Annotated in this window: 20 protein-coding genes; 3 read left to right on the top strand and 17 right to left on the bottom strand. The window is 43.1% G+C overall.

The annotated features are described in order from the left end of the window. Positions 1-31: 31 nt before the first annotated feature. The 8 genes from QN079_RS08215 to QN079_RS08250 form a co-directional block, all read right to left on the bottom strand. A complete protein-coding gene (locus QN079_RS08215) occupies positions 32-1,312 on the bottom strand; it encodes a solute carrier family 23 protein (RefSeq protein WP_005226119.1) in 1,281 nt (426 codons plus the stop codon). Between the two features lie 19 nt (positions 1,313-1,331). Beyond that, on the bottom strand, positions 1,332-1,868 hold the full coding sequence (gene pyrR, locus QN079_RS08220; protein WP_289230710.1) for a bifunctional pyr operon transcriptional regulator/uracil phosphoribosyltransferase PyrR: 537 nt from the start codon (positions 1,866-1,868) through the stop codon (positions 1,332-1,334). 244 nt (positions 1,869-2,112) lie between these two features. Beyond that, a complete protein-coding gene (locus QN079_RS08225; protein ID WP_289230711.1) occupies positions 2,113-3,021 on the bottom strand; it encodes an RluA family pseudouridine synthase in 909 nt (302 codons plus the stop codon). Continuing rightward, entirely contained in the window at positions 3,005-3,490 is a 486-nt protein-coding gene (gene lspA, locus QN079_RS08230; RefSeq protein ID WP_005226122.1) for a signal peptidase II, read from the bottom strand. The genes QN079_RS08225 and lspA overlap by 17 nt, the downstream gene beginning before the upstream one ends. Beyond that, the gene (locus QN079_RS08235; RefSeq protein WP_005226123.1) at positions 3,487-4,194 is read right to left on the bottom strand and encodes a CBS domain-containing protein; all 708 of its coding nucleotides are present in this window, start codon (positions 4,192-4,194) and stop codon (positions 3,487-3,489) included. The genes lspA and QN079_RS08235 overlap by 4 nt, the downstream gene beginning before the upstream one ends. Beyond that, positions 4,187-4,594 carry a hypothetical protein gene (locus QN079_RS08240; protein WP_289230712.1) on the bottom strand — a complete coding sequence of 136 codons (408 nt, stop codon included), beginning with the start codon at positions 4,592-4,594 and terminating at the stop codon, positions 4,187-4,189. Before QN079_RS08240 ends, QN079_RS08235 begins: the two co-directional genes overlap by 8 nt. Before the next feature lie 228 nt (positions 4,595-4,822). After that, positions 4,823-6,493: a formate--tetrahydrofolate ligase gene (locus tag QN079_RS08245; protein ID WP_015509731.1), complete on the bottom strand. Its 1,671-nt coding sequence runs from the start codon at positions 6,491-6,493 to the stop codon at positions 4,823-4,825. A gap of 209 nt (positions 6,494-6,702) precedes the next feature. Beyond that, on the bottom strand, positions 6,703-7,113 hold the full coding sequence (locus QN079_RS08250; protein ID WP_005231379.1) for an EbsA family protein: 411 nt from the start codon (positions 7,111-7,113) through the stop codon (positions 6,703-6,705). A 65-nt stretch (positions 7,114-7,178) separates the two neighbouring features. Between QN079_RS08250 and QN079_RS08255 the strand changes: the two genes are divergently transcribed. Beyond that, on the top strand, positions 7,179-7,595 hold the full coding sequence (locus tag QN079_RS08255) for a ribonuclease HI family protein (RefSeq protein WP_005226128.1): 417 nt from the start codon (positions 7,179-7,181) through the stop codon (positions 7,593-7,595). Here the strand turns inward: QN079_RS08255 and cls are convergent. From cls to QN079_RS08275, 4 genes are all read right to left on the bottom strand, one after another. Continuing rightward, complete coding sequence (gene cls / locus QN079_RS08260) at positions 7,575-9,041, bottom strand: cardiolipin synthase (RefSeq protein WP_015509734.1); 1,467 nt, start codon at positions 9,039-9,041, stop codon at positions 7,575-7,577. The two genes, QN079_RS08255 and cls, sit on opposite strands and share 21 nt — an antisense overlap. Before the next feature lie 24 nt (positions 9,042-9,065). Continuing rightward, on the bottom strand, positions 9,066-10,208 hold the full coding sequence (locus QN079_RS08265) for a cation diffusion facilitator family transporter (protein WP_289229495.1): 1,143 nt from the start codon (positions 10,206-10,208) through the stop codon (positions 9,066-9,068). A 276-nt stretch (positions 10,209-10,484) separates the two neighbouring features. Continuing rightward, the gene (gene alaS, locus QN079_RS08270) at positions 10,485-13,127 is read right to left on the bottom strand and encodes an alanine--tRNA ligase (RefSeq protein ID WP_289229496.1); all 2,643 of its coding nucleotides are present in this window, start codon (positions 13,125-13,127) and stop codon (positions 10,485-10,487) included. 351 nt (positions 13,128-13,478) lie between these two features. Further along, complete coding sequence (locus tag QN079_RS08275; protein WP_074535777.1) at positions 13,479-14,531, bottom strand: DUF7278 family profilin-like fold-containing protein; 1,053 nt, start codon at positions 14,529-14,531, stop codon at positions 13,479-13,481. A 70-nt stretch (positions 14,532-14,601) separates the two neighbouring features. Between QN079_RS08275 and QN079_RS08280 the strand changes: the two genes are divergently transcribed. After that, positions 14,602-15,045, top strand: a complete 444-nt coding sequence (locus QN079_RS08280) for a GNAT family N-acetyltransferase (protein WP_142965791.1) — start codon at positions 14,602-14,604, stop codon at positions 15,043-15,045. Positions 15,046-15,076: 31 nt separating this feature from the next. Here QN079_RS08280 and QN079_RS08285 read toward each other — a convergent pair whose 3' ends face one another. Both QN079_RS08285 and QN079_RS08290 read right to left on the bottom strand, forming a co-directional pair. Next, entirely contained in the window at positions 15,077-16,423 is a 1,347-nt protein-coding gene (locus QN079_RS08285) for a DEAD/DEAH box helicase (RefSeq protein ID WP_289229497.1), read from the bottom strand. Between the two features lie 58 nt (positions 16,424-16,481). Then, entirely contained in the window at positions 16,482-17,645 is a 1,164-nt protein-coding gene (locus tag QN079_RS08290; protein WP_289229498.1) for a VanZ family protein, read from the bottom strand. A gap of 93 nt (positions 17,646-17,738) precedes the next feature. On the opposite strand from QN079_RS08290, the gene QN079_RS08295 reads away from it, so the two are divergent. After that, positions 17,739-18,065 carry a hypothetical protein gene (locus tag QN079_RS08295; protein ID WP_010748384.1) on the top strand — a complete coding sequence of 109 codons (327 nt, stop codon included), beginning with the start codon at positions 17,739-17,741 and terminating at the stop codon, positions 18,063-18,065. A gap of 155 nt (positions 18,066-18,220) precedes the next feature. Here QN079_RS08295 and QN079_RS08300 read toward each other — a convergent pair whose 3' ends face one another. The 3 genes from QN079_RS08300 to QN079_RS08310 all read right to left on the bottom strand — a co-directional run bounded on the left by QN079_RS08300 (position 18,221) and on the right by QN079_RS08310 (position 19,574). Beyond that, positions 18,221-18,454 (bottom strand): hypothetical protein, encoded by a 234-nt coding sequence (locus QN079_RS08300; protein WP_289229499.1) that lies wholly within the window; start codon positions 18,452-18,454, stop codon positions 18,221-18,223. After that, positions 18,451-18,831, bottom strand: a complete 381-nt coding sequence (locus QN079_RS08305; protein WP_050979025.1) for a hypothetical protein — start codon at positions 18,829-18,831, stop codon at positions 18,451-18,453. Before QN079_RS08305 ends, QN079_RS08300 begins: the two co-directional genes overlap by 4 nt. Before the next feature lie 83 nt (positions 18,832-18,914). Further along, complete coding sequence (locus tag QN079_RS08310) at positions 18,915-19,574, bottom strand: HD domain-containing protein (protein ID WP_289229500.1); 660 nt, start codon at positions 19,572-19,574, stop codon at positions 18,915-18,917. Between the last annotated feature and the right edge of the window lie 119 nt (positions 19,575-19,693).

The raw sequence follows: 19,693 nt of genomic DNA on the forward strand, positions 1-19,693 counted from the left end.
TGATTCTGTTTAAACGATGAGTTGGCACAAGTTATTTTTCTTCGCTGCGGGAGCTGTCAGGTAAAATAAGATTCAAGAAGATTCCTAGGACAGTTGCTAACGCCATTGCGGATAAGGTGAAGGTACCGACCGTGAAGACAAGCCCGCCGATTCCTACCACAAGGATCACTGACGCAATGATCAAATTCTTTTTACGATCAAAATCGATTTTATTGTCGATCAAAATTTTCAACCCGCTGGCAGCGATGACGCCAAAGAGCAGGAAGCTGATCCCTGAGATGACTGGACCAGGAATACTTAAGATCAATGCGCTTAGTTTTCCAACGAAGCCTAGTACGATGGCTAGAATTGCCGCACCACCGATGACGAACACGCTGTGGACCCGTGTAATGGCTAAAACCCCGATGTTTTCTCCGTAACTTGTCACTGGGGGTCCCCCAACGAGACCTGCTGCGATTTGAGCAAAACCATCGCCCAAAAGTGTTCGGTTCAAGCCTGGCTCTTCAAAAAAGTTCCGCTTCGTTAATTTGTTCAAGACCATCAGATGACCGATGTGTTCGGTCATGGTAACAAAAGCGATCGGCGCCATCGTCGTGATCGCATTCAGATACAGTTTTGGTTCATAGTTAATGAAGGGAATCTCGAAGCTCGGCATGCCAAACCAGTTGGCGTCAATGATGGGCTGTACATCGACGATTCCCGCTGCTAAGGCGATCAAGTATCCGCCCACGATCCCCAGAAGGATCGGAATCAGTCCTAAGAACCCTCGCAGAAACATATTGAAGAAAATCGTTAATCCTAAGGTAGCCAAGGCTACCAGAATGTACTTGAAATCATAGACTGAGTCATTGTACATCGCATTCTGAGCTGCGTTAGCGGCTAACCCTAATCCAATCACCATAATCACAGGACCGACAATGATCGGAGGTAAGATCTTATCCAACCAAGCAGCACCTGCACGTTTAATGATCATCGAAACGATCACGTAGACCAACCCAGTCGTGATGGCGCCTTGTGCGATAGCTGGGTAGCCGTCAGATTTCATCAGCATCTGCATCGCTGCGATAAACGCAAAGCTGCTGCCTAGATACGCTGGAATCTTCCCTTTCGTCGTAACCAAGTAAACCAATGTTCCAATACCTGAACTAACTAAAGCGATGCTGGGGTTGATCCCAACGAGGATCGGAACTAAAACGGTTGCCCCAAACATCGTGAAAAGATGTTGTAAGCTTAGGCCTAACCAAGGCAGTGCTTTGGGCCGATCTTTGATGTCTAAAACTGCGTCTGGATTACGAAATTCTTGCTTCTGCATGTTGCTGTCACTCTTCTTCCTAGTCGTTTTCTTTATTGATCATGATCCGGTCAGAACCATCGGATTCTTCCATCTCCACGATAATTTCTTCACTTAAAGCAGTTGGAATATTTTTTCCAACAAAATCTGCCCGAATCGGTAGTTCACGATGACCGCGGTCAACTAAAACGGCGAGTGAGATTCTTCTTGGTCGACCAATATCCATGATGGCATCCAAAGCTGCCCGAATCGTCCGTCCTGTAAACAAGACATCATCGATCAAGATGACTTCTTTGCCATCAATGGCAGTCGGGATGTCTGATGAATGGATCTCTGGATCATCTTCTGTCTTTTTGTCATCTCGGTACAAGGTGATGTCCAATTCACCGACAGGTACTTCTACGCCTTCTAGTTGTTTTAAACGTTCTGCTATTCGTTGCGCGATATAGATGCCGCGGGTTTTGATCCCTACCAGCACCAAGTTATCAATGCCTCGATTTCTTTCAATAATTTCATAGGTGATCCGCGTTAACGCTCGTTTCATTGTTACTGCATCTACTACTTCTTTCGCTGCCATATGTTATTCCCTCCTGATTTTGAACAATAAAAAAACTCCTACCTGTTTGAGGTAGGAGTCATGTTTTCCGATCGTTGCCTAAAATCCCATTCTGTGGATTTTGGGTACACGTTATCATCTAGTAAGGGTTCGAATCTCCAACGCGGGAGTCGTCTGCTTACTCATTCCTTCTTAGCCTCACGGGACTACATTTAAAGGAGCTATTTAGTTGTTACAATTACTATACAGTTCTCACACAAAAAAATCAATCATTTTTTCGCAATTTTTTTAACGTGTCCGCGAACAGCTCTGGTAATGGCGCTTCAAAGACTAGCGACTCGCCTGTTGTTGGGTGGGTGAAGCCTAGAAGCTTGGCATGTAAAAACTGCCCATTGCCTTTTAGCGTGCGCTTAGGTCCATATAGCGGATCGCCAGCTAGCGGGAAACCGATGTACTGCATGTGGACTCTTATTTGATGGGTTCTTCCTGTTTCCAGCTGTAGTTCTACTAAGGTGAACTGCTCGAAGCGCTCCAACACGGTGAAGTGAGTGACAGCGGGTTTGCCATTTTCGATCACGGCTTGCATTTTGCGATTGACTTTTGAGCGACCGATCGGTGCATTGATGGTGCCTTTTTCGTGGCTGATCGTACCATGAACCAATGCTACGTACTTGCGTAACGATGTTTTGTCTTTCAATTGTTTCGCTAACGACTCATGCGCCTGATCATTTTTGGCGATCATTAACAGACCCGACGTATCTTTGTCGATTCGATGAACGATTCCTGGCCGAATAACATCATTGATCGTGGATAAATCATCCATATGGTACAATAATGCATTAACCAAGGTGCCATTTGGATGCCCAGCGGATGGATGAACCACCATCCCTTGCGGTTTGTTGATGACTGCCACATCAGCATCTTGATAGACGATCGTCAAAGGGATATTTTCTGGTTGTAAGTCTACAATTTCAGGTTCTGGTACTTGGATGATCAAGTGATCACCTGCTTTTACCTTATAATTTGCCCGAACCGTTTCGCCCTTCAATGTGACCGCATCTTCTTTTAGCCACTGCTGGATTTGTGACCGACTATGATTTGGCAAGCGTTCAGCCAACACTTTGTCGACCCGCCCTTTTTCTTCTTTAATGATTACTTCAATTTGCTTTTCCATTTGATTCTCCTTGTTTCCCTTTTGCTTCGTCATCTACCAGTGCATAAATAAAAATCAAGATCACCCCGAACACTAATGACATATCAGCGATATTGAAAATTGGGAAATTGATAAAATCAAGCTGGAACATATCGACCACAAAGCCATGCTGCAACCGATCGATAAAATTACCGATCGCCCCACCTAGAACAAACGCCAGTCCGAAACGAAACCAGAGACTGCTTTTTTGGTAGCGAAACAATAGGTAAACAACAACAGCAACCGCGATAACGGTGATGATCGCAAAAAAGGTGATTTTTCCTTCTAGAATACTCCAAGCTGCGCCCGTATTCTGAAGATAGGTCAGGGACAACACATTGTCGATCAGAGAATGTGTTTCGCCCAGTTGATAATTGGCAACGATCCAAATTTTCAGCCATTGATCCAAGCCAATGACAACAGCACTTAACAAAAAAAACAACGCGATCATAAATTTTCCACTCTTTCTTCTTTAAAAATATCTCGTGGACGGATGATGCCCAAGAGATTTCCATTCGGATTTTTATCCTTGGTGATCAAAACCGCCTCAAGCAGGGCATTTTTTTGAAACAATTCTTCCACTTCTACGATGGTCGTTTCAGCCGACACGAAACAATAATTCGATCGTTTCCCATCTCCTGCTAATAATTCATCTGCCGTTCTGCCTGCCAACTTGATTTCACCATGGAGGCTTTCTTTCGCTAACCAGTATCCCAGCATCCGCAAGGTGATCAAGCCCAAAAATCGACCATTATCATAGATCGGAAATTGTGAATAGCGCTTTTGGGCAACGATTTTCAATAACTCTGGTAATGGCAGGTGCTTTTCAAAACCAGTCACTCGTTTCGCAAAACGCGGCATGACTTTTTCAGGTGCCAGTAAGGAGCGTTCAATTTCTTGGATGCGATTGACGACCCATTCATTCGGTTCTGCAATGACAAAGTTTTCTCCGATTTTTTCATGTACGATGGCATTGCGCAGCTGAGCCATTTGTAATAGATCATCTTCTGCTCTTCTGACATTGATATTTTTGCTTTTTGACAAGCGACGAACCATTTCAGAAAAACCCATATTCCGCGGATTATCCAATTCGTCACGAAGCCGCTTTTCGATTCGATTAAAACTGCTCAAAAATTGATCTGCACCACTAGCCATGAGGAACCTCCTTGATAAGATACGCTTTTTTTAAATAAATCAAAACAAAGACAAAATATGCCACTAAATACACACCGACAAAAAGCAACGAGTAAAGGGAGATGGATAATAAGCCTAATACCCCCATCATGAGAAAAAGGCTTAAATAAAAGCCGATATATATTCTTTTAAGCGCAGGATTCATCACGACCTCCAGCTTGAGCGCTGATTGGTCTTTTGGTAACTGAAAAGGCTGACTTTCCAAAAAAAACATGCGCACACGGATCGGCGTCTGCTCAGCCAGCGCCAAAAAAATCGTTTGCTGATGATTGATGGCAGCGATTCTTTTTTTTCCTTGCATGATCACCAAGGGACTGCCCATTCCATAAAAACCAGTCCTCCTAGTTAGTTGTAGCTCCATTGACAAAGATCACCTCAATTGGTTAAGTATACTTGATTATCAAAAGAAAGAAAATAGACTTTTGCTTGCTTCCTTGATTATTATAACAAGAATCCCTACTTTTATCTTCCATCACGTCTAATGAACGAGAAAAAGACGAATGCCGCTTGCATCCGTCCTTTCAAATCATCTCTTTCCGTTTTTCCGTTTCAAATGCCGCGAATGCCTTCTTTGTTTGTGAGTGCTCTTTTAGAAAAGACCGATCGCTTGGCCATCAGAAGTCACGTCCATATTGATGGCGGCAGGTTTCTTCGGTAATCCTGGCATCGTCATCACGGCACCTGTCAAGGCTACGATAAAGCCAGCCCCTAATTTTGGCACGAATTCGCGAATCGTTACTGTAAAGTCATCTGGTGCGCCCAATCGCTTTGGATCATCACTGAAGGAATACTGGGTTTTTGCCATACAGATCGGCAGCTGATCCCAGCCTTGTTCTTTGAAGCTTTGCAACTGTGCCTTGGCTTTCGGCGCAAACTCAACCTCTGCCCCGCCATAGATCTCCCGCACGATCAAAGAAGCTTTATCCGCTAAAGGCAAATCGTCGGTATACAAGCGTTGATAGTTGGCAGGTTTTTCCTCGATTACTTGAACCACTGCTTTTGCTAGATCCGTTCCACCTGCACCACCGTCTGCCCAAACGGCTGTCCGTGCGATGGTGACGTCGATTTGCTGGCACATGGTTTCGACTAGTGTTCGCTCCGCTTCGGTGTCTTGTGAGAACTCATTAAGCGCAACGACAACTGGAATCCCGTATTTACGCATGTTTTCAACATGTCGCTTTAAATTACTGAAGCCTAACTCTAATGCTTTTAAGTTTTCTGTCCCTAAATCAGCCACAGCGACCCCACCATGCATCTTCAGTGCTCTGATCGTCGCTACTACTACGATCGCATCTGGTGCCTTTGATAAGTTCGGTGTTTTGATATCAAGAAATTTCTCTGCCCCTAAGTCAGCACCAAACCCAGCTTCGGTCACTGTGTATTCGCCTAAGTGCAAAGCCGTTTCGGTTGCGATGACACTATTACACCCATGAGCGATATTTGCAAAAGGTCCGCCATGGATCAGCGCAGGGGTTCCTTCAATCGTTTGAACGAGATTCGGTTTGAGGGCATCTTTCAAAAGTAAGGCTAAAGCACCTTGGACCGCCAGATCTTTTACGTAAATCGGTTGTTTCTCAAAAGAATAACCAATTAAAATCTTTCCTAATCGCTCTTTTAAATTATCAATGCTTGTTGCCAAGCACAAAATCGCCATGATTTCACTAGCAACGGTGATGTCAAAACCGTCTTCTCGGGGAACGCCTTGTAACGGTCCCCCTAGACCGACGATCACTTGTCGTAACGCTCGATCATTCAAATCGACAACCCGTTTCCATGTGACCCGACGTCCGTCGATCCCCAACTCATTACCTTGCTGGATATGATTGTCGATCAATGCAGACAAGGCATTGTTTGCTGCTGTGATCGCATGCATATCGCCAGTGAAGTGTAAGTTGATGTCCTCCATCGGCAACACTTGTGCTTTGCCGCCGCCGGTAGCGCCGCCTTTGATGCCCATTACTGGTCCTAAAGATGGCTCACGTAAGGCGATGACGGTTTGCTTGCCGATTTGATTTAACGCATCTGCAAGTCCAATGGTCACGGTTGACTTGCCTTCTCCAGCGGGTGTCGGACTGATCGCTGTGACTAAAATGAGTTTACCCAGCGGATTGTTTGCTTTTTCGGTGATTGCCGACCATTCGATTTTTGCTTTATACTTGCCATAAAGTTCCAGGTCATCCCCTGTTAAACCAAGTGGTTCAGCAATTTCAATAATCGGTTTAGGCATTGATTCTTGTGCAATTTCGATATCTGATTTCATTTTTACCCTCAATTCACGAACTATTTAGCACTTTAAAATGTATTTTGTTTGCTATGCTCTTATTATACTTGATTTTATTCAGAAAGAAAGAGAGATTTTTCACACTTTTACAAGAAGTTTCACGAATCCTTTATGTAAACAAAAAACAACGTCCCTCCTAAGGCTGTATCGCCAAAAGGAGTGATCGCTGCTTTCTAGATTCCTATGAATTACTCGTTGGTTTTGACCTGCACCCTTTTTTCAGGGATTTTTTCTTGAAAAAAAGTTTCTAACCATGCCACATCTTTTTTACGCAACGTGAAGGTATACGTTTTTTGATGATCGGTAATGCTTATTAAACGGTTTATAATTTGCCATTTTTCTATCTCAGGTAAAGAAATAAGGCTTTTCTTCCATAAGCGCGCATAGCGAATCAGGAGCAAATCATTCCTGATGAGCATGCTTCGGTGAATCCCTAACCATACAAAAAAGAAAAAGACGGCTAAAACGAGGTTGCTTTTCCAATAAGGTCTGGTATTTTCTAGCGAAAGAATCAAACTGATAAATAATATCATCATAGTAAACGACCAATAAATGATCGCTGTAGCAGCTTCCGGTTGCCAATACAATTTACGCTTCATAAAAGTTCCTCACAACATAAAATTTCTAGTATACTATCTTTATCATATCAAAAAAGGGTGAGACAATGTTAAAAGTTTATCTTGATGCTTCCACGAAAGGCAACCCCGGCCCTAGTGGCGGTGGAATCGTCATTGTCGGTACTGATCTGCATGAACAAATTGCGTTTCCGCTACCTGATTCAACCAACCACCAAGCAGAGTTCGCTGTGATGGTCAACGCGTTGCAGCTGCTGATTGACAAAGGTTTACAGGAACAGACAATTATGCTCTATACCGACAGCAAAGTCGTTGCGCAGACCATCGACAAGAATTATACCAAAAACCCTGCTTTTTCTGATTATTTAACAGAAATTCAATACTTGTTGAAACAGTTCGCTTTAGCAATCATCCAATGGGTCCCTGAGAGTCAAAATAAAGGTGCCGACCATTTGGCACGCCAAGGATTAGCAAAAGCGATGAAATTAAAGGATCGGAGACAATAACCGAGAGAAGTTTTGTTTGAAGCGCAACCAGTAAGATTGCTTCGCCAAAATTTCATCCGTCAATAATGTTGATTGTGCCATATCTTCTTCAAAGAAGCCTTTCAACGTTTGCGTGACATCGTGATCGTAGGCGAAGGCATTGACTTCAAAATTCAAGGCATAACTCCGAATGTCTTGATTCGTCGTCCCAAAGGAACTAATGGTATCATCCATCATGACCGTCTTCGCATGGAGGAAACCATTGTTATAGATGTAGATTTTTGCACCACGGCGATGCAAGTAATTGGCATAATGCTGTGTTGCCCGATAAATGAATGGGTGGTCAGGCATACATGGAATCATGATTCGGACGTCTACACCTGAGTGGATGGCAATTTCCAATGCGTTCATCATACTGTCATCAGGAATCAAATAAGGCGTTTGGATCCAAATCGATTCTTTGGCAGCTAAGATCATTTTTACAAAACCGCCTTTGAGAATTTGGGTCTCACTTTCAGGCCCATCAGCGACGATCTGCAAATCAACATTTCCAGAGCGCTCTTTCGGCGGTAGAATAAAGTAGCGATCCTCGTATTCCAGCTGATCCTCTTCTCTTTTTACAGATGCGTTCCAGTCACGAATAAAAATCTCTTGTAGTGTAAAACTGGCAGTACCTACGATTCTCGCATGGGTGTCTCGCCAATAGCCAAATTTGGCCTTTTTCCCTAAATACTGATCGCCGACATTAAAGCCGCCAGTCCATCCGATTTGACCGTCGATCACAACGATTTTTCGATGTAGATGGTAGTTCAATCGTGTGTTGCGGATCAGGTTCTTCGAAGTGATGAAAGGCACGACTTTTCCACCGGCATCAATCAACGGTTGAAAGAATTTCCGATTGGCCTTCGGTGACCCCCATGGATCATAGACCAAACGCACTTCAACACCTTCACGGGCTTTATCGATCAAGATTGACAAGAATTGGCCACCGATCTCATCATTAAAAAACGAATAATACTCCACATGCAGATTATCTTCTGCTTGCTTCATGTCCTCAAACAATGCTGCAAATTTTTCTTTTCCATCTGTATAAAATTCTACTTTGTTTCCTTTCGTCAAGGGCGATTCATCAAGGTTCTTAAAATAGCGCTCTAATAGATGATTGTCATCTGAGTAAGGATGTTCAGGAAAAGAATAATTGTGCACTTTGATGATTTGATTCAACTCATTGATCCTACTTTGGTGGTGCTCACTAAATTTATAAATAATTTCTCCGTCGATCCCCCGACCACAAAACAAGTACAACAAGAACCCGATGCCGGGGATGAATACCAACGTCATCATCCAAGCAAAGACACTTGCAATCGAGCGTGGTTTCCGAAAAACAGTAATAAAGGCAGCGATCGTATTAATAAACAAAAGTGCCAATAATACCGTGGAAATCATGCTCATATCCATTTTTATCATAGTTTCCTCCTATATCCTGTAACCCTATAATAGGTAACTGTGATCGAAAGCAAGCTTCAATTCATAGTCCCCTAGTGTTTCTTTGATTTTTTGTTTCAACATTTCTTCGATTTCTTGATCACTATACGCCGGTTTTGCGGGAATCACTAAATCAAAAGCCAACAGATCTCCTTTGACCTGAAAATCATGCATCCGTAACTGTGGGTCAACGAAGCGAATGATCTTTGACACGTCTTTTTTTAAATGCCGATACTGCTGATCTTGAATTGGTACTGGATCAAGATGACAGACCAGGTCGACCTTTAAAGATTGGCGAAAATCTTGTTCAATCGCATCAATCACCTCATGCGCTTCTCGTAAAGACCACGTTTCATCCACTTCGATATGCACACTGGCAAAGCGATTTTTCGGTCCATAATTATGAACCAGTAAATCATGGTAACCGAGAATCGTCGGATAGTGATCCAAGCGTTGCTCCATGGCAGCTACTTCTTCTTGGGTTGGGCGTGCCCCTAATAATTCGTTGATAAAGGAACGAATCATTTTGATTCCGCTAATCAAAATATACAAGGCAATCAGACAGCCGACAAAGCCATCGATACGTAGGCCAGTCAGCCACTCGATCGTCGCTGAAAACAAAACTGCCCCCGTTGTATACACATCGTTGAGACTGTCTTGTCCGCTGGCTTTAAGTGTTTGAGAGCCGATCAGGTTCGCCAGTTTGCGGTACATCGCTCCCTGCCAGATTTTGATCAAAATCGATAAGACCAAAACGATAAACAATAGTGGGGAAAGACGGATACTCGTCGGTTCCATGATGCGTTGCACAGAGCTGATGAGAAATTGGCCGCCAACAAACGTGATGATCAAAGATACTACAAACCCACTGATGGCTTCAAATCGCTCATGACCATATGGATGTTCACTGTCGGCTGGTTTCGCAGAGATCCGAAAACCGATCAATGTTAAAATAGACGAGGCGGTATCTGAAAGACTGTTGATGGCATCTGCCATAATCGAAACAGACTGGGCAGATAAGCCAATGATAAATTTCCCAGCAAATAATAGTAGGTTGGAAAGCAACCCTAGGCTACCTGCTAATTTCCCGATGGCTGTACGTTCGTAGACACCATTTTTTTTGCTACGATCTAAAAAAAAGTTTAGCAAATCATCACCCTCTCAAAAAACCATCTTTCTTATTTTACCCCGAAGGAATTCAATTAAACAACTATTCGTATCGTTTTTTCGAAAAAAAAGCGAATTCCCTTCAATTATCAAACGCATTTTCAGATAACATGTATGAAAAAAGGAAAAAGATAACGGAAGGGTCTCCCCCACCGTCATCTTCGTTCAAAAAAGGAATGTGTTAAAGACCTACGCTCCTCTTTCACCTATCTTCTTAAAGGAAAGGAACTCGCGGGTACAGATTCAACCATAGTGTGCTTACTTGGCAGCTAACCACGCTGCTGCTGTCTCAAGTGCTGCTGCGATTCCTTCTGGATTCTTCCCGCCGGCTTGTGCCATATCAGGACGGCCGCCACCGCCGCCGCCAACTTTAGGTGCGATCTCTTTGATCAAATCGCCCGCTTTCAATCCTTTTTCGTTGGCTGCTTTGTTCATGGCAGCTAAAAGATTCACTTTGCCATCATTCGCGGTAGCTAACACTAAAATATCAGAATGGTCTTTTTGTTTCCATTGGTCAGCTAGTTGACGTAATTGGTTCATGTCCTTTACAGTCACTTTTGCTGTGATCAGACGCAGACCATTTACTTCTTTGACATCCTTGAAAACATCACCTGCTTGCTGGTTTGCTAACTTGCTGGCAAGAGCTTCGTTTTCTTTTTGCAATTCACGCAGCTGCGCTTGCAGTTGTTCTGTTTTGGCAACAACTTCTTTTAATTGGGCGGATTTAACGATCCCTGCAATTGCTTTTAATTGCGCTTCTTCTTCATGCAATAACGTATAAGCTTCTTGACTAGTCACTGCTTCGATCCGACGAACACCAGCACCGATCCCTGATTCAGAAACGATTTTGAAAATACCGATATCCTCCGTATTTGCTACATGGGTTCCCCCACATAATTCGATCGACCAATCGGCAACATTGACGACGCGAACGTCATGCCCATATTTTTCACCAAAGAGTGCCATCGCTCCCATGCCTTTTGCGGTATCGATATCCGTTTCGATCGTCACAACAGGAAGAGCTTCCCAAATTTTCTGGTTGACGATTTGTTCCATTTGGCTCAGCTCTTCGCTGGTCACTTGCCCAAAATGACTAAAGTCAAAGCGCAAATGTCCTGGAGCAACTAATGAACCTGCTTGGTTCGCATGGCTGCCTAATACTTCTTTTAAGGCTTTATGCAATAAGTGAGTCGCCGTATGATTTTTAATGATCTTATTGCGACGATGCTGATCCACTTGTAAGAAATAGTTCACGCCTTCTTGTAGTGGCGCTTTGATTGTAGCAGTATGCAAGAACTGACCGTTCGGTGCTTTTTTGACATCCGTCACTTCCGCTACGATCGTACCATCTTCTGCTACGATCGTGCCTGTGTCCGCAACTTGTCCACCCATTTCTGCGTAAAATGGTGTTTCGGCAAAAATCAGTTTTGCTTCACTTGTCGAAACAGAATCATGTAACGCTTCGTCTTGGATGATCACTAATAATTCGCTGTTTGCTTCAAGTGAATCATAGCCAACGAAACGGCTGTCTACTTTGATATCTGTCAATAAAGCGGATTGTACGCCCATTGAAAGCTCCGTTTGTCGAGCCGCACGAGCACGGGCACGTTGTGCATCCATTTCTTGTTCAAACCCTTGGTGGTCCACTTTCAACCCTTCGTCTTCCGCCACTTCTTCTGTCAATTCAACTGGGAAGCCATAAGTGTCATACAATTTGAAAATATCTTGACCAGCTAACGTATCTTGACCGTCTGCTTTTACTTGGGCGATCACTTGATTTAAAATATCTAACCCTTCATTGATCGTTTCATGGAAACGTTCTTCCTCGTTGCGGATCACTTTCTCAATAAATTCTTGCTGCTCTAGTACTTCAGGATAGTAGCTTTCCATGATCTCGCCAACGATCGGTACTAATTTGTATAAGAAGGCAGTATCGATCCCTAATTTTTTCCCGTGCATGACTGCACGACGTAATAAACGACGTAAAACATAGCCACGGCCTTCATTTGAAGGAAGTGCCCCATCGCCGATCGCAAAAGAAAGCGCGCGGATATGGTCTGCAATCACTTTAAAGGAGATATCTGTCGTTTTGCTGTCGCCGTAGTTCACACGACCGCTTAAATCTGCCACTGCATTAATGATCGGCAGAAACAAGTCTGTTTCAAAATTGGTTGGTGCATTTTGAACGATAGAAACCATTCGTTCCAGCCCCATCCCCGTATCAATGTTTTTATGTGGTAGTGGTTCATAGGAGCCATCTGGTTGATGATTGAATTCTGAAAAGACCAGATTCCAGATTTCCAAATAGCGTTCATTTTCGCCACCAGGGTAGTTTTCGGGATCATCTTCCGCTACGTCATTAAACTCAGGACCACGGTCATAGAAAATCTCTGAATCCGGTCCACAAGGTCCTGCACCGATGTCCCAAAAGTTGTCTTCAATCTCAACGATATGCTCTGGTGGTAAGCCGACTTCTTCTGCCCAAATCCGTTTTGCTTCTGTGTCTTTTGGATAAACCGTGACATATAATTTGTCTGGATCAAAACCCATCCATTCTGGTGAGGTCAAAAACTCCCATGCCCAATGGATCGCCTCATTTTTGAAGTAATCGCCGATTGAAAAGTTGCCTAGCATTTCAAACATCGTATGATGTCTTGCTGTTTTCCCAACGTTTTCAATGTCGTTAGTCCGAATCGATTTTTGCGCATTGGTAATTCTTGGGTTTTCAGGAACAACACTGCCATCAAAATATTTTTTTAGCGTTGCCACCCCTGAATTGATCCATAACAGGGTTGGATCGTTGACTGGAACAAGGGACGCACTCGGCTCGATGGAATGTCCTTTTGATTGAAAGAAGTCCAAAAACATTTGGCGTACTTCTGCACTGGATAATTGTTTCACGTTATTCTCCTACTTTCTTCTGTGTTCGCTTAAGATACAGGGGCTGACAAAATTGCTGGTAAGGCGCTCTTATGCCTGTAGAGTCATTTTGACGATAAAAAAACACCATTGCAGAGCAAGGACGTCGATACGCGGTACCACCTTGCTTGCAATGATGTGACTCATTACCTCTTAGACTCGTTAACGCGGAGTGGACGGCAACATTTCTGCTGCAGTTGAGCACCAAAGGGAGCAATCCGTCCGAATTCATGTTTTTCTCTCAGCAGTGAAAAACTTTCTGTAATGAATCATCAAACCGACCATATCCTTCGTCATTCAAAGTATAAGGAAATGTTTCGAAAAAGTCAATCCTCAAATCCGTTCTTTGTTGATCAGAATCGCTTTGCGGTAACGATAGCTCTGGGGAGAAAGCTTTTGATCTGGCTGCAGCATTTTCCGTGAACGGTAATAACTGGCATATGGCAAGGCATCGAATAAAGGATGCCCACAAATCTGCCAGTTCTCCATTTTTAAAGACAAGCCATCTGTCAGCTCCCAAGCATCCGCAAGCCCATAGGTGCAGCCAAATAAATTCGGTTCAAGCAATTCAGCGGTTGACAAAGAGACACCATCGTCGCAGGACTTTTCATTGCCCCAGCGAAAAAGTCGCCGAGTCGCAGCACCGCAAACGTATTCCCATTGATCCTCTGATAGCAGCTGAAAGCCTTGTTTGTCTAACTGCTGTTTCAATTCTGTTTGACTGACGGATTCGTGAGTAAATAACTGATAAGTTTCCGATAACGGCTCGAGTGCAGCAAAATAGCGATTCTCTTCGTGATAAAAAGCGGGTAATTCCCAACGCAAGCTTTCCTCAAAGGACGCTGGTGCTGTGAATTGTGCCTTTAGCTCTTTTTCGAAAACACTGAATTGATCGACTAACCCGTGAAACTCCCCAGTGATCGTATTTAACTGCCCGATATACCTTGCGCCAGCAGGCAGAGAACTTTTTTGGACTAGCATAGGATCAATCACAGCTTTGCGCAAAGGGCTCGTAGACTCATTGACAAAAATCCCCCAATCCTGGCTGGTTTCTAACTCATAGATTGTTTCCAGCTGGCGAATGATCTCGTTGGGGGCTGACTGCCAATTTTTACTCCAGCAAGTAGCTGGTAATCCTTGCACACCGAGATCCCAACCTAAGATCGCCTCAGAGTTCCCTGGTATAAAGACAAAGTCTTCGCCATCGATCGTTAATTCAAAGGTAGCACATTTCAACCCTGCATACGTCAACTGACTAAAATGGACATCGGTGATCTCCTTTAAAGGACTGACAAAATACATTAAAATTTGCTGGATCAGCTGTTCTTTGATTTCAAAGGACAGTGTCTTCCAATTTGACCATTGTAACGCCTCAAAAAAATCCACGTCATTTCTCCTCTCATCTGCTACAATTACTATATAACGAGTATACCACGAAAAAGGAGGAAAACGACGGATGCTTTATTTTGGACGCAGTCCGTGGATGCTACAAGCGGTTTTCGCCCTGCGGCAAGCCGTTTTTGTGGAAGAACAGCACATCCCTATAGAATGGGAATTTGATGAAAAAGACCAAACCTGCCCATACTTTCTTTGGTTAGATGGACGCATCCCGATCGCGACCATTCGCTATCAATTCTCTTCACCGAACACTCTGCAACCTGATCGCTTTTGCGTAGCTAAGGCCTATCGGCACCAAGGATACGGCACCAAATTATTGCATTATCTCGAAATGCGTGGTGTCCAAGAGGGTGCCCTCCAATCAGTGTTATCCGCAGAGATCGACGCTTGTGCGTTTTATGAATCCTGTGGGTATCAAAAAACATCTGAACCCTATGCTGAAGATGGCGTATTGTGTGTAGAAATGACCAAACAATTAAAAACAGCAGTCAAGGAAGAGTAGTTCTCTTCCTTGACTGCTGTTTTGCTAAGCATTAGCTATTCGAATTTTTCTTGTTTTTACGGGCCGTTCGAGTCGTTTGACGACGTTCGATCTTCCGTTTTTCTTTGTTCTTCTTATCAACAGCCCATTGAATTTTTTTCTTGTAGCCAGGCTTGATTTTTTTCTTCTTTTTCTTGACTAAGCCAATCAAGGTTGGGTCTAATTCGTCACGAGATTTTTCCCGCTTTTGCCGACGATTCCGATCGTAAGTCGCAACGATCTCGCCATTTTTGATTTCCTTCGGTTGGAAAACAACCCCTAGATCTTCGATGGCTTGGATTGCCCCTTCATCGCTTGGATCATATAAAGTGATCGCGGTCCCATCCATTTGGTTTCGACCGGTCCGACCAACACGGTGGATAAAGAAGTCTAAATCAGCTGGAATCTCAGCATTGATGACATGAGAAACCCCTTCAATATCAATTCCTCGCGCAGCTAAATCTGTTGCGACAACATATTGGTAGTCCAAATTTTGCACTTGGCGCATGATCCGTTTTCTTTCACGAGGACTGATGTCGCCGTGGATCTTCGCTACTTTTAAGCCTTGTTCCTTTAAGTAATCCGTAATTTCATCCACACGGCTCTTCGTGTTGGCAAAAACGATGGCAAGATAGGGATGGCCTGTAGTCAATAATTGGTAGATCAATTTATTGGTATTTTTCCCTTTGGTAGAAATCAACCAATTCTCGATCGTATCAGAGATGACTGCTTTCGATTTGATTTCTTCGATCAATGGATTGGCCATGTATTTTTTCAAGAATGGGCGCAATTTCTCTGGAATCGTTGCGGAGAAAACCAGCATTTGTAGTTTCTCAGGCAAACGCCCCGCAATTTGATCGACTTCTTCTAAAAAGCCCATATCTAAGGTCATGTCTGCTTCATCCACAACAAATACATTGGCAGTGTGAACCCCTAACGCTTGTTCGTTGATCATATCCAAGATACGACCAGGTGTCCCAATCACGACATGGGGCTGTTGATTTTGCAGACGGCTTAATTGACGTTGCTTATCCGTTCCTCCGACGAAATTTGACACTCGAATTTCAGGATCATGAAATCCGCCGATTTGTTTTGCGGCGTGATAGATTTGCGTGGCTAATTCACGACTCGGTGCAGTGATCACTACTTGCACTTCATCTTTTTCGGCATCGATTTTATCCATCAACGGCAGTAAAAATGAGTGGGTCTTACCACTTCCGGTCTGTGATTGCCCTACAACACTGCGTCCTTTTTGGATAACAGGTATCAGTTTTTCTTGCACTTCTGTTGGCTTAGAGAACTTTTTATCAGCAAGTGCTTCATAAATAAATGGTTGAAATTTAAATGACTCAAAAGACATTCAAACACCTTCTTTCTTTTAGCATCCTTTGGATTATAGCATATGTTGCCTTGTTTTCCTAACTTTCTTTTGTAATCGATTGAGGATCGATCGTACTGATAGTATACGTTGCACTGCGGCGTTCATAGAAAAAGCGGCTTTCTTTTTTTATTGCTGCCCACAAGAGATTCAAGTAAAAACCAAACTGGATCAACCCAAAAATAACTACCATCAACAAACTAACGACTAAAAGCAGCAGATTGTTGGACTCAAGAAACGGTGCGAAAAAGATATTGACCCGACTGATGCTGGCATAAATCAGATAAAACAAACCATAGCGTTTCAATAAAGCCCCCAAGCTGACACGCTCACGGCCTTCTTGCATGATTTTGATTCGTACGAGTTTTTTTCCAATCGTTTGTCCTTTGGCAAGGTAAGCCAACAACACAAAGTACAGCAACACTTCAAGAGCAAAGTACCAATAGTCCCCACTAAAGTCCCGTACCGTCTGTTGAGTGAGCAAACGAACAGCGATCACCACAAGGAAACTGATCACATTCAGTATTGCCCAGTCGATCAACCAAGCAAACACCCTTCGTGTCACAGTCACCCGAGTGCCTTTGGCGTATGAATCGGCATCCATTTCTTCCCTTGATGGCAATAAGAATGTAAAAAGCGGGGCGATCGTCCAGCCCACAAGCCCTCCAACTGTATTGACAAAGAGATCATTGACATCGAATAAGCGATACGGACGAGGATAAATAAAATACAGGCCCGTCAACTGCGTTAATTCAAAAAACAACGTCAGGCAAAACGTAATAACGAGTGTTTTTAAAAAGGAACATTTGAAGTAATAACGCAAATAGACCCCAAATGGTAAGGTCAACAATAAATTAAAGAGTGGCTCAAGAAAGACCCCCTGCTTCATAGCGGGAAGATAGGTTTGCGGATCGTGAATGTTTAAGACGGTCTGTTGGACAAAATGTTGCCACGATGCCCCTAACTGCAATTCCATCTTAGGACCAGTCATCTGTGCTACCTCTTCGATCGAGGGCAATGGTAGGATAACTAAGAAATAGGCGCACAATAAATAGAAGACAAATGAATACAGAACCAGTGCGCGTGACAAGATAAAACGACCGTATTTTCGATATTGGATAACAAAAAAAATCATTGATATCGCCAATGCTAGGAAAGGAAAAACCAGCAAGGCAACCTTTATTGGGGTAATATAAGCGGACATAAAGAACTCCTTCACGTTTTCTTTTTATCTTACACGCTATTTCCCAAAACGTAAATTTTGGAGTATCATAAAAGAAAAGGAGGTTAAAAAACCATGTTAAATCCCTATTTTGCCTTTGGCGTACCGGCATTCCTTTTGGTTTTATATGCAGCTTTTGCTCTTTTTCGCCGGTCTTCCGATATTCCCTATTTAGGCTTTGTCCTTTTCATCATTGCTGGTTTTCTGACAGGATTTAGTTTACAAGTCATTCAACAAGCCATCAATGAAGTGGAGAAAACATCTCTTGAACACGTGCAAGAAACCCACCTTTACTCGCCTTACTTATTAGCGATTCCATTGATTGTGGGCATTCTTTTACTGATTGTCAACTTGATTCGCGGCTATTTAAAAGTCAAAAACGTTCGTCTGCGGACAAAATAAAAACAACTTACCTAGAAATACGAATTGATCCTGCTCCTCTTGACGGGAAATGAGATCGCTTCGTATTTTTTGGTAAGCTGCCTAGATTGCGAAACCCCTTCTAAAGATCCATCCGCCACTTTCGTAGTAAAACAGTTTATCAACCAAAAAAAGGTTTATTCCTCGGCTAATTCTTCATCCAGGTCTGTCTCTGAGGTATCAGCAAAAGACTCTTTCACATCATCATTGACTTGCTCCAATAAATATTGCCAGTCACTATTCGACACAACCACCACATCGATATTCTTTTCTTCATCGATCAGCTCGAGATTCGAAACATCCTCTCCTAACTGCTGGAATAGGTCAATCAATGTTTGGTCTTGTAGCGTTACGTATTCAGTCCGTTTCATCCTTCTTCCCCCCATGAGTCAAAAAATTCATAAAACAAGATATCGAAACTAGTAAGATCGGTCATCTTTTGTAAAGTAGATAAATCTAAACGAATAAACGCTTTTTCCACTAATAAATAATGGTTTTCTTCCAGCGCTTCTTCGATAAATGGTAAAATCTCTTCCTCATCCCCTAATGTTTCACTAGAGATATGGTCGATTTGATCAAACAAGCGATCATCTTGCAACAAAAAGAATTGATCGTCGTAAAGATAGACTGCGATTTGATATTGCCGGATGGGTAGCTCAGCCCGAATGACAAAAAAGCATTCCCCTGAATTGGAAATCGCTGGCAATAGTTCATTCGGTTGTAATGCCTGTTGGTAGTACATTTCCATCCCTCCTTTGTACTTACTATTATAAAGAACAAAGGAGGAAAAAGGAAATAATCGAATTTTAGTTTAAAAAACTCTAAACAAAGTTAGACATCCCATTCTGCATAGAATTCTTCTAAAAAATCCTTCATGAAATCCACGCGTCGCTGGGCTTCTTTTTTGCCATACGCCGTGGTCATCTTTTCAGGAAGCAAAAATAGTTTTTCATAAAAATGATTGATCACCGTCGTCCCTTTTCGGTAATCCTCGTGATTTTGAAACGTCTTTGGGGCTAAGTCACTGACATGGATCGGGTGTTGATGACTGCCACCAAAATAACTCGTCCGTAAAATACCGATCGCACCTAAAGCATCGAGACGATCTGCATCACGAACGACGCGGCCTTCTACTGAGACAATTTGCGCGCCTTGCAAAAGTTCTTTTGAAAATGACAGATTCTCGATAATAGAAAAAATTTCTTTCGTTTGTGCTTCACTGGCTCCCGCTGTGGTCAAACAAGCTCGCACTTCGTTAGACGCCGCTGTGACATCCGCCACAACTTTGTCATCCACCGTATCATGGAGATAGGCTGCCGCCTGTACGACAAAACGATCAACTGCCAATTCGTCGGCATCAATGATGGCTTGACTTAACCCAGCCACTCGTTTGACATGATCAAATCCATGTCCTGTGTAATCATTCCCCAGAATACTTTCGGCATAAGTAATTACTTTGCTAAGATCGGCAACATTGTTTTCTTCCTTCATTTTTTTCCTTCTTTCGATATGAAAGCAGCTAGCCTTCTTTTTTCGATGGTGATTGATACAAAAGGAAAAGAAGTTCAACAAGACGAGCACCCCATGAAATAAATTGGGCGGCAACGTCT

Origin of the sequence: Enterococcus sp. FZMF (assembly GCF_030263915.1) — a bacterium.
Taxonomy (GTDB): domain Bacteria; phylum Bacillota; class Bacilli; order Lactobacillales; family Enterococcaceae; genus Enterococcus_D; species Enterococcus_D casseliflavus.

What these genes read in the sequence shown, in the direction of transcription:
- QN079_RS08215 (WP_005226119.1), bottom strand. Translation starts at nt 1,312, where the DNA reads ATGCAGAAGCAAGAATTTCGTAATCCAGACGCAGTTTTAGACATCAAA.
- pyrR (WP_289230710.1), bottom strand. Translation starts at nt 1,868, where the DNA reads ATGGCAGCGAAAGAAGTAGTAGATGCAGTAACAATGAAACGAGCGTTA.
- QN079_RS08225 (WP_289230711.1), bottom strand. Translation starts at nt 3,021, where the DNA reads ATGGAAAAGCAAATTGAAGTAATCATTAAAGAAGAAAAAGGGCGGGTC.
- lspA (WP_005226122.1), bottom strand. Translation starts at nt 3,490, where the DNA reads ATGATCGCGTTGTTTTTTTTGTTAAGTGCTGTTGTCATTGGCTTGGAT.
- QN079_RS08235 (WP_005226123.1), bottom strand. Translation starts at nt 4,194, where the DNA reads ATGGCTAGTGGTGCAGATCAATTTTTGAGCAGTTTTAATCGAATCGAA.
- QN079_RS08240 (WP_289230712.1), bottom strand. Translation starts at nt 4,594, where the DNA reads ATGGAGCTACAACTAACTAGGAGGACTGGTTTTTATGGAATGGGCAGT.
- QN079_RS08245 (WP_015509731.1), bottom strand. Translation starts at nt 6,493, where the DNA reads ATGAAATCAGATATCGAAATTGCACAAGAATCAATGCCTAAACCGATT.
- QN079_RS08250 (WP_005231379.1), bottom strand. Translation starts at nt 7,113, where the DNA reads ATGAAGCGTAAATTGTATTGGCAACCGGAAGCTGCTACAGCGATCATT.
- QN079_RS08255 (WP_005226128.1), top strand. Translation starts at nt 7,179, where the DNA reads ATGTTAAAAGTTTATCTTGATGCTTCCACGAAAGGCAACCCCGGCCCT.
- cls (WP_015509734.1), bottom strand. Translation starts at nt 9,041, where the DNA reads ATGATAAAAATGGATATGAGCATGATTTCCACGGTATTATTGGCACTT.
- QN079_RS08280 (WP_142965791.1), top strand. Translation starts at nt 14,602, where the DNA reads ATGCTTTATTTTGGACGCAGTCCGTGGATGCTACAAGCGGTTTTCGCC.
- QN079_RS08285 (WP_289229497.1), bottom strand. Translation starts at nt 16,423, where the DNA reads ATGTCTTTTGAGTCATTTAAATTTCAACCATTTATTTATGAAGCACTT.
- QN079_RS08290 (WP_289229498.1), bottom strand. Translation starts at nt 17,645, where the DNA reads ATGTCCGCTTATATTACCCCAATAAAGGTTGCCTTGCTGGTTTTTCCT.
- QN079_RS08295 (WP_010748384.1), top strand. Translation starts at nt 17,739, where the DNA reads ATGTTAAATCCCTATTTTGCCTTTGGCGTACCGGCATTCCTTTTGGTT.
- QN079_RS08300 (WP_289229499.1), bottom strand. Translation starts at nt 18,454, where the DNA reads ATGAAACGGACTGAATACGTAACGCTACAAGACCAAACATTGATTGAC.
- QN079_RS08305 (WP_050979025.1), bottom strand. Translation starts at nt 18,831, where the DNA reads ATGGAAATGTACTACCAACAGGCATTACAACCGAATGAACTATTGCCA.
- QN079_RS08310 (WP_289229500.1), bottom strand. Translation starts at nt 19,574, where the DNA reads ATGAAGGAAGAAAACAATGTTGCCGATCTTAGCAAAGTAATTACTTAT.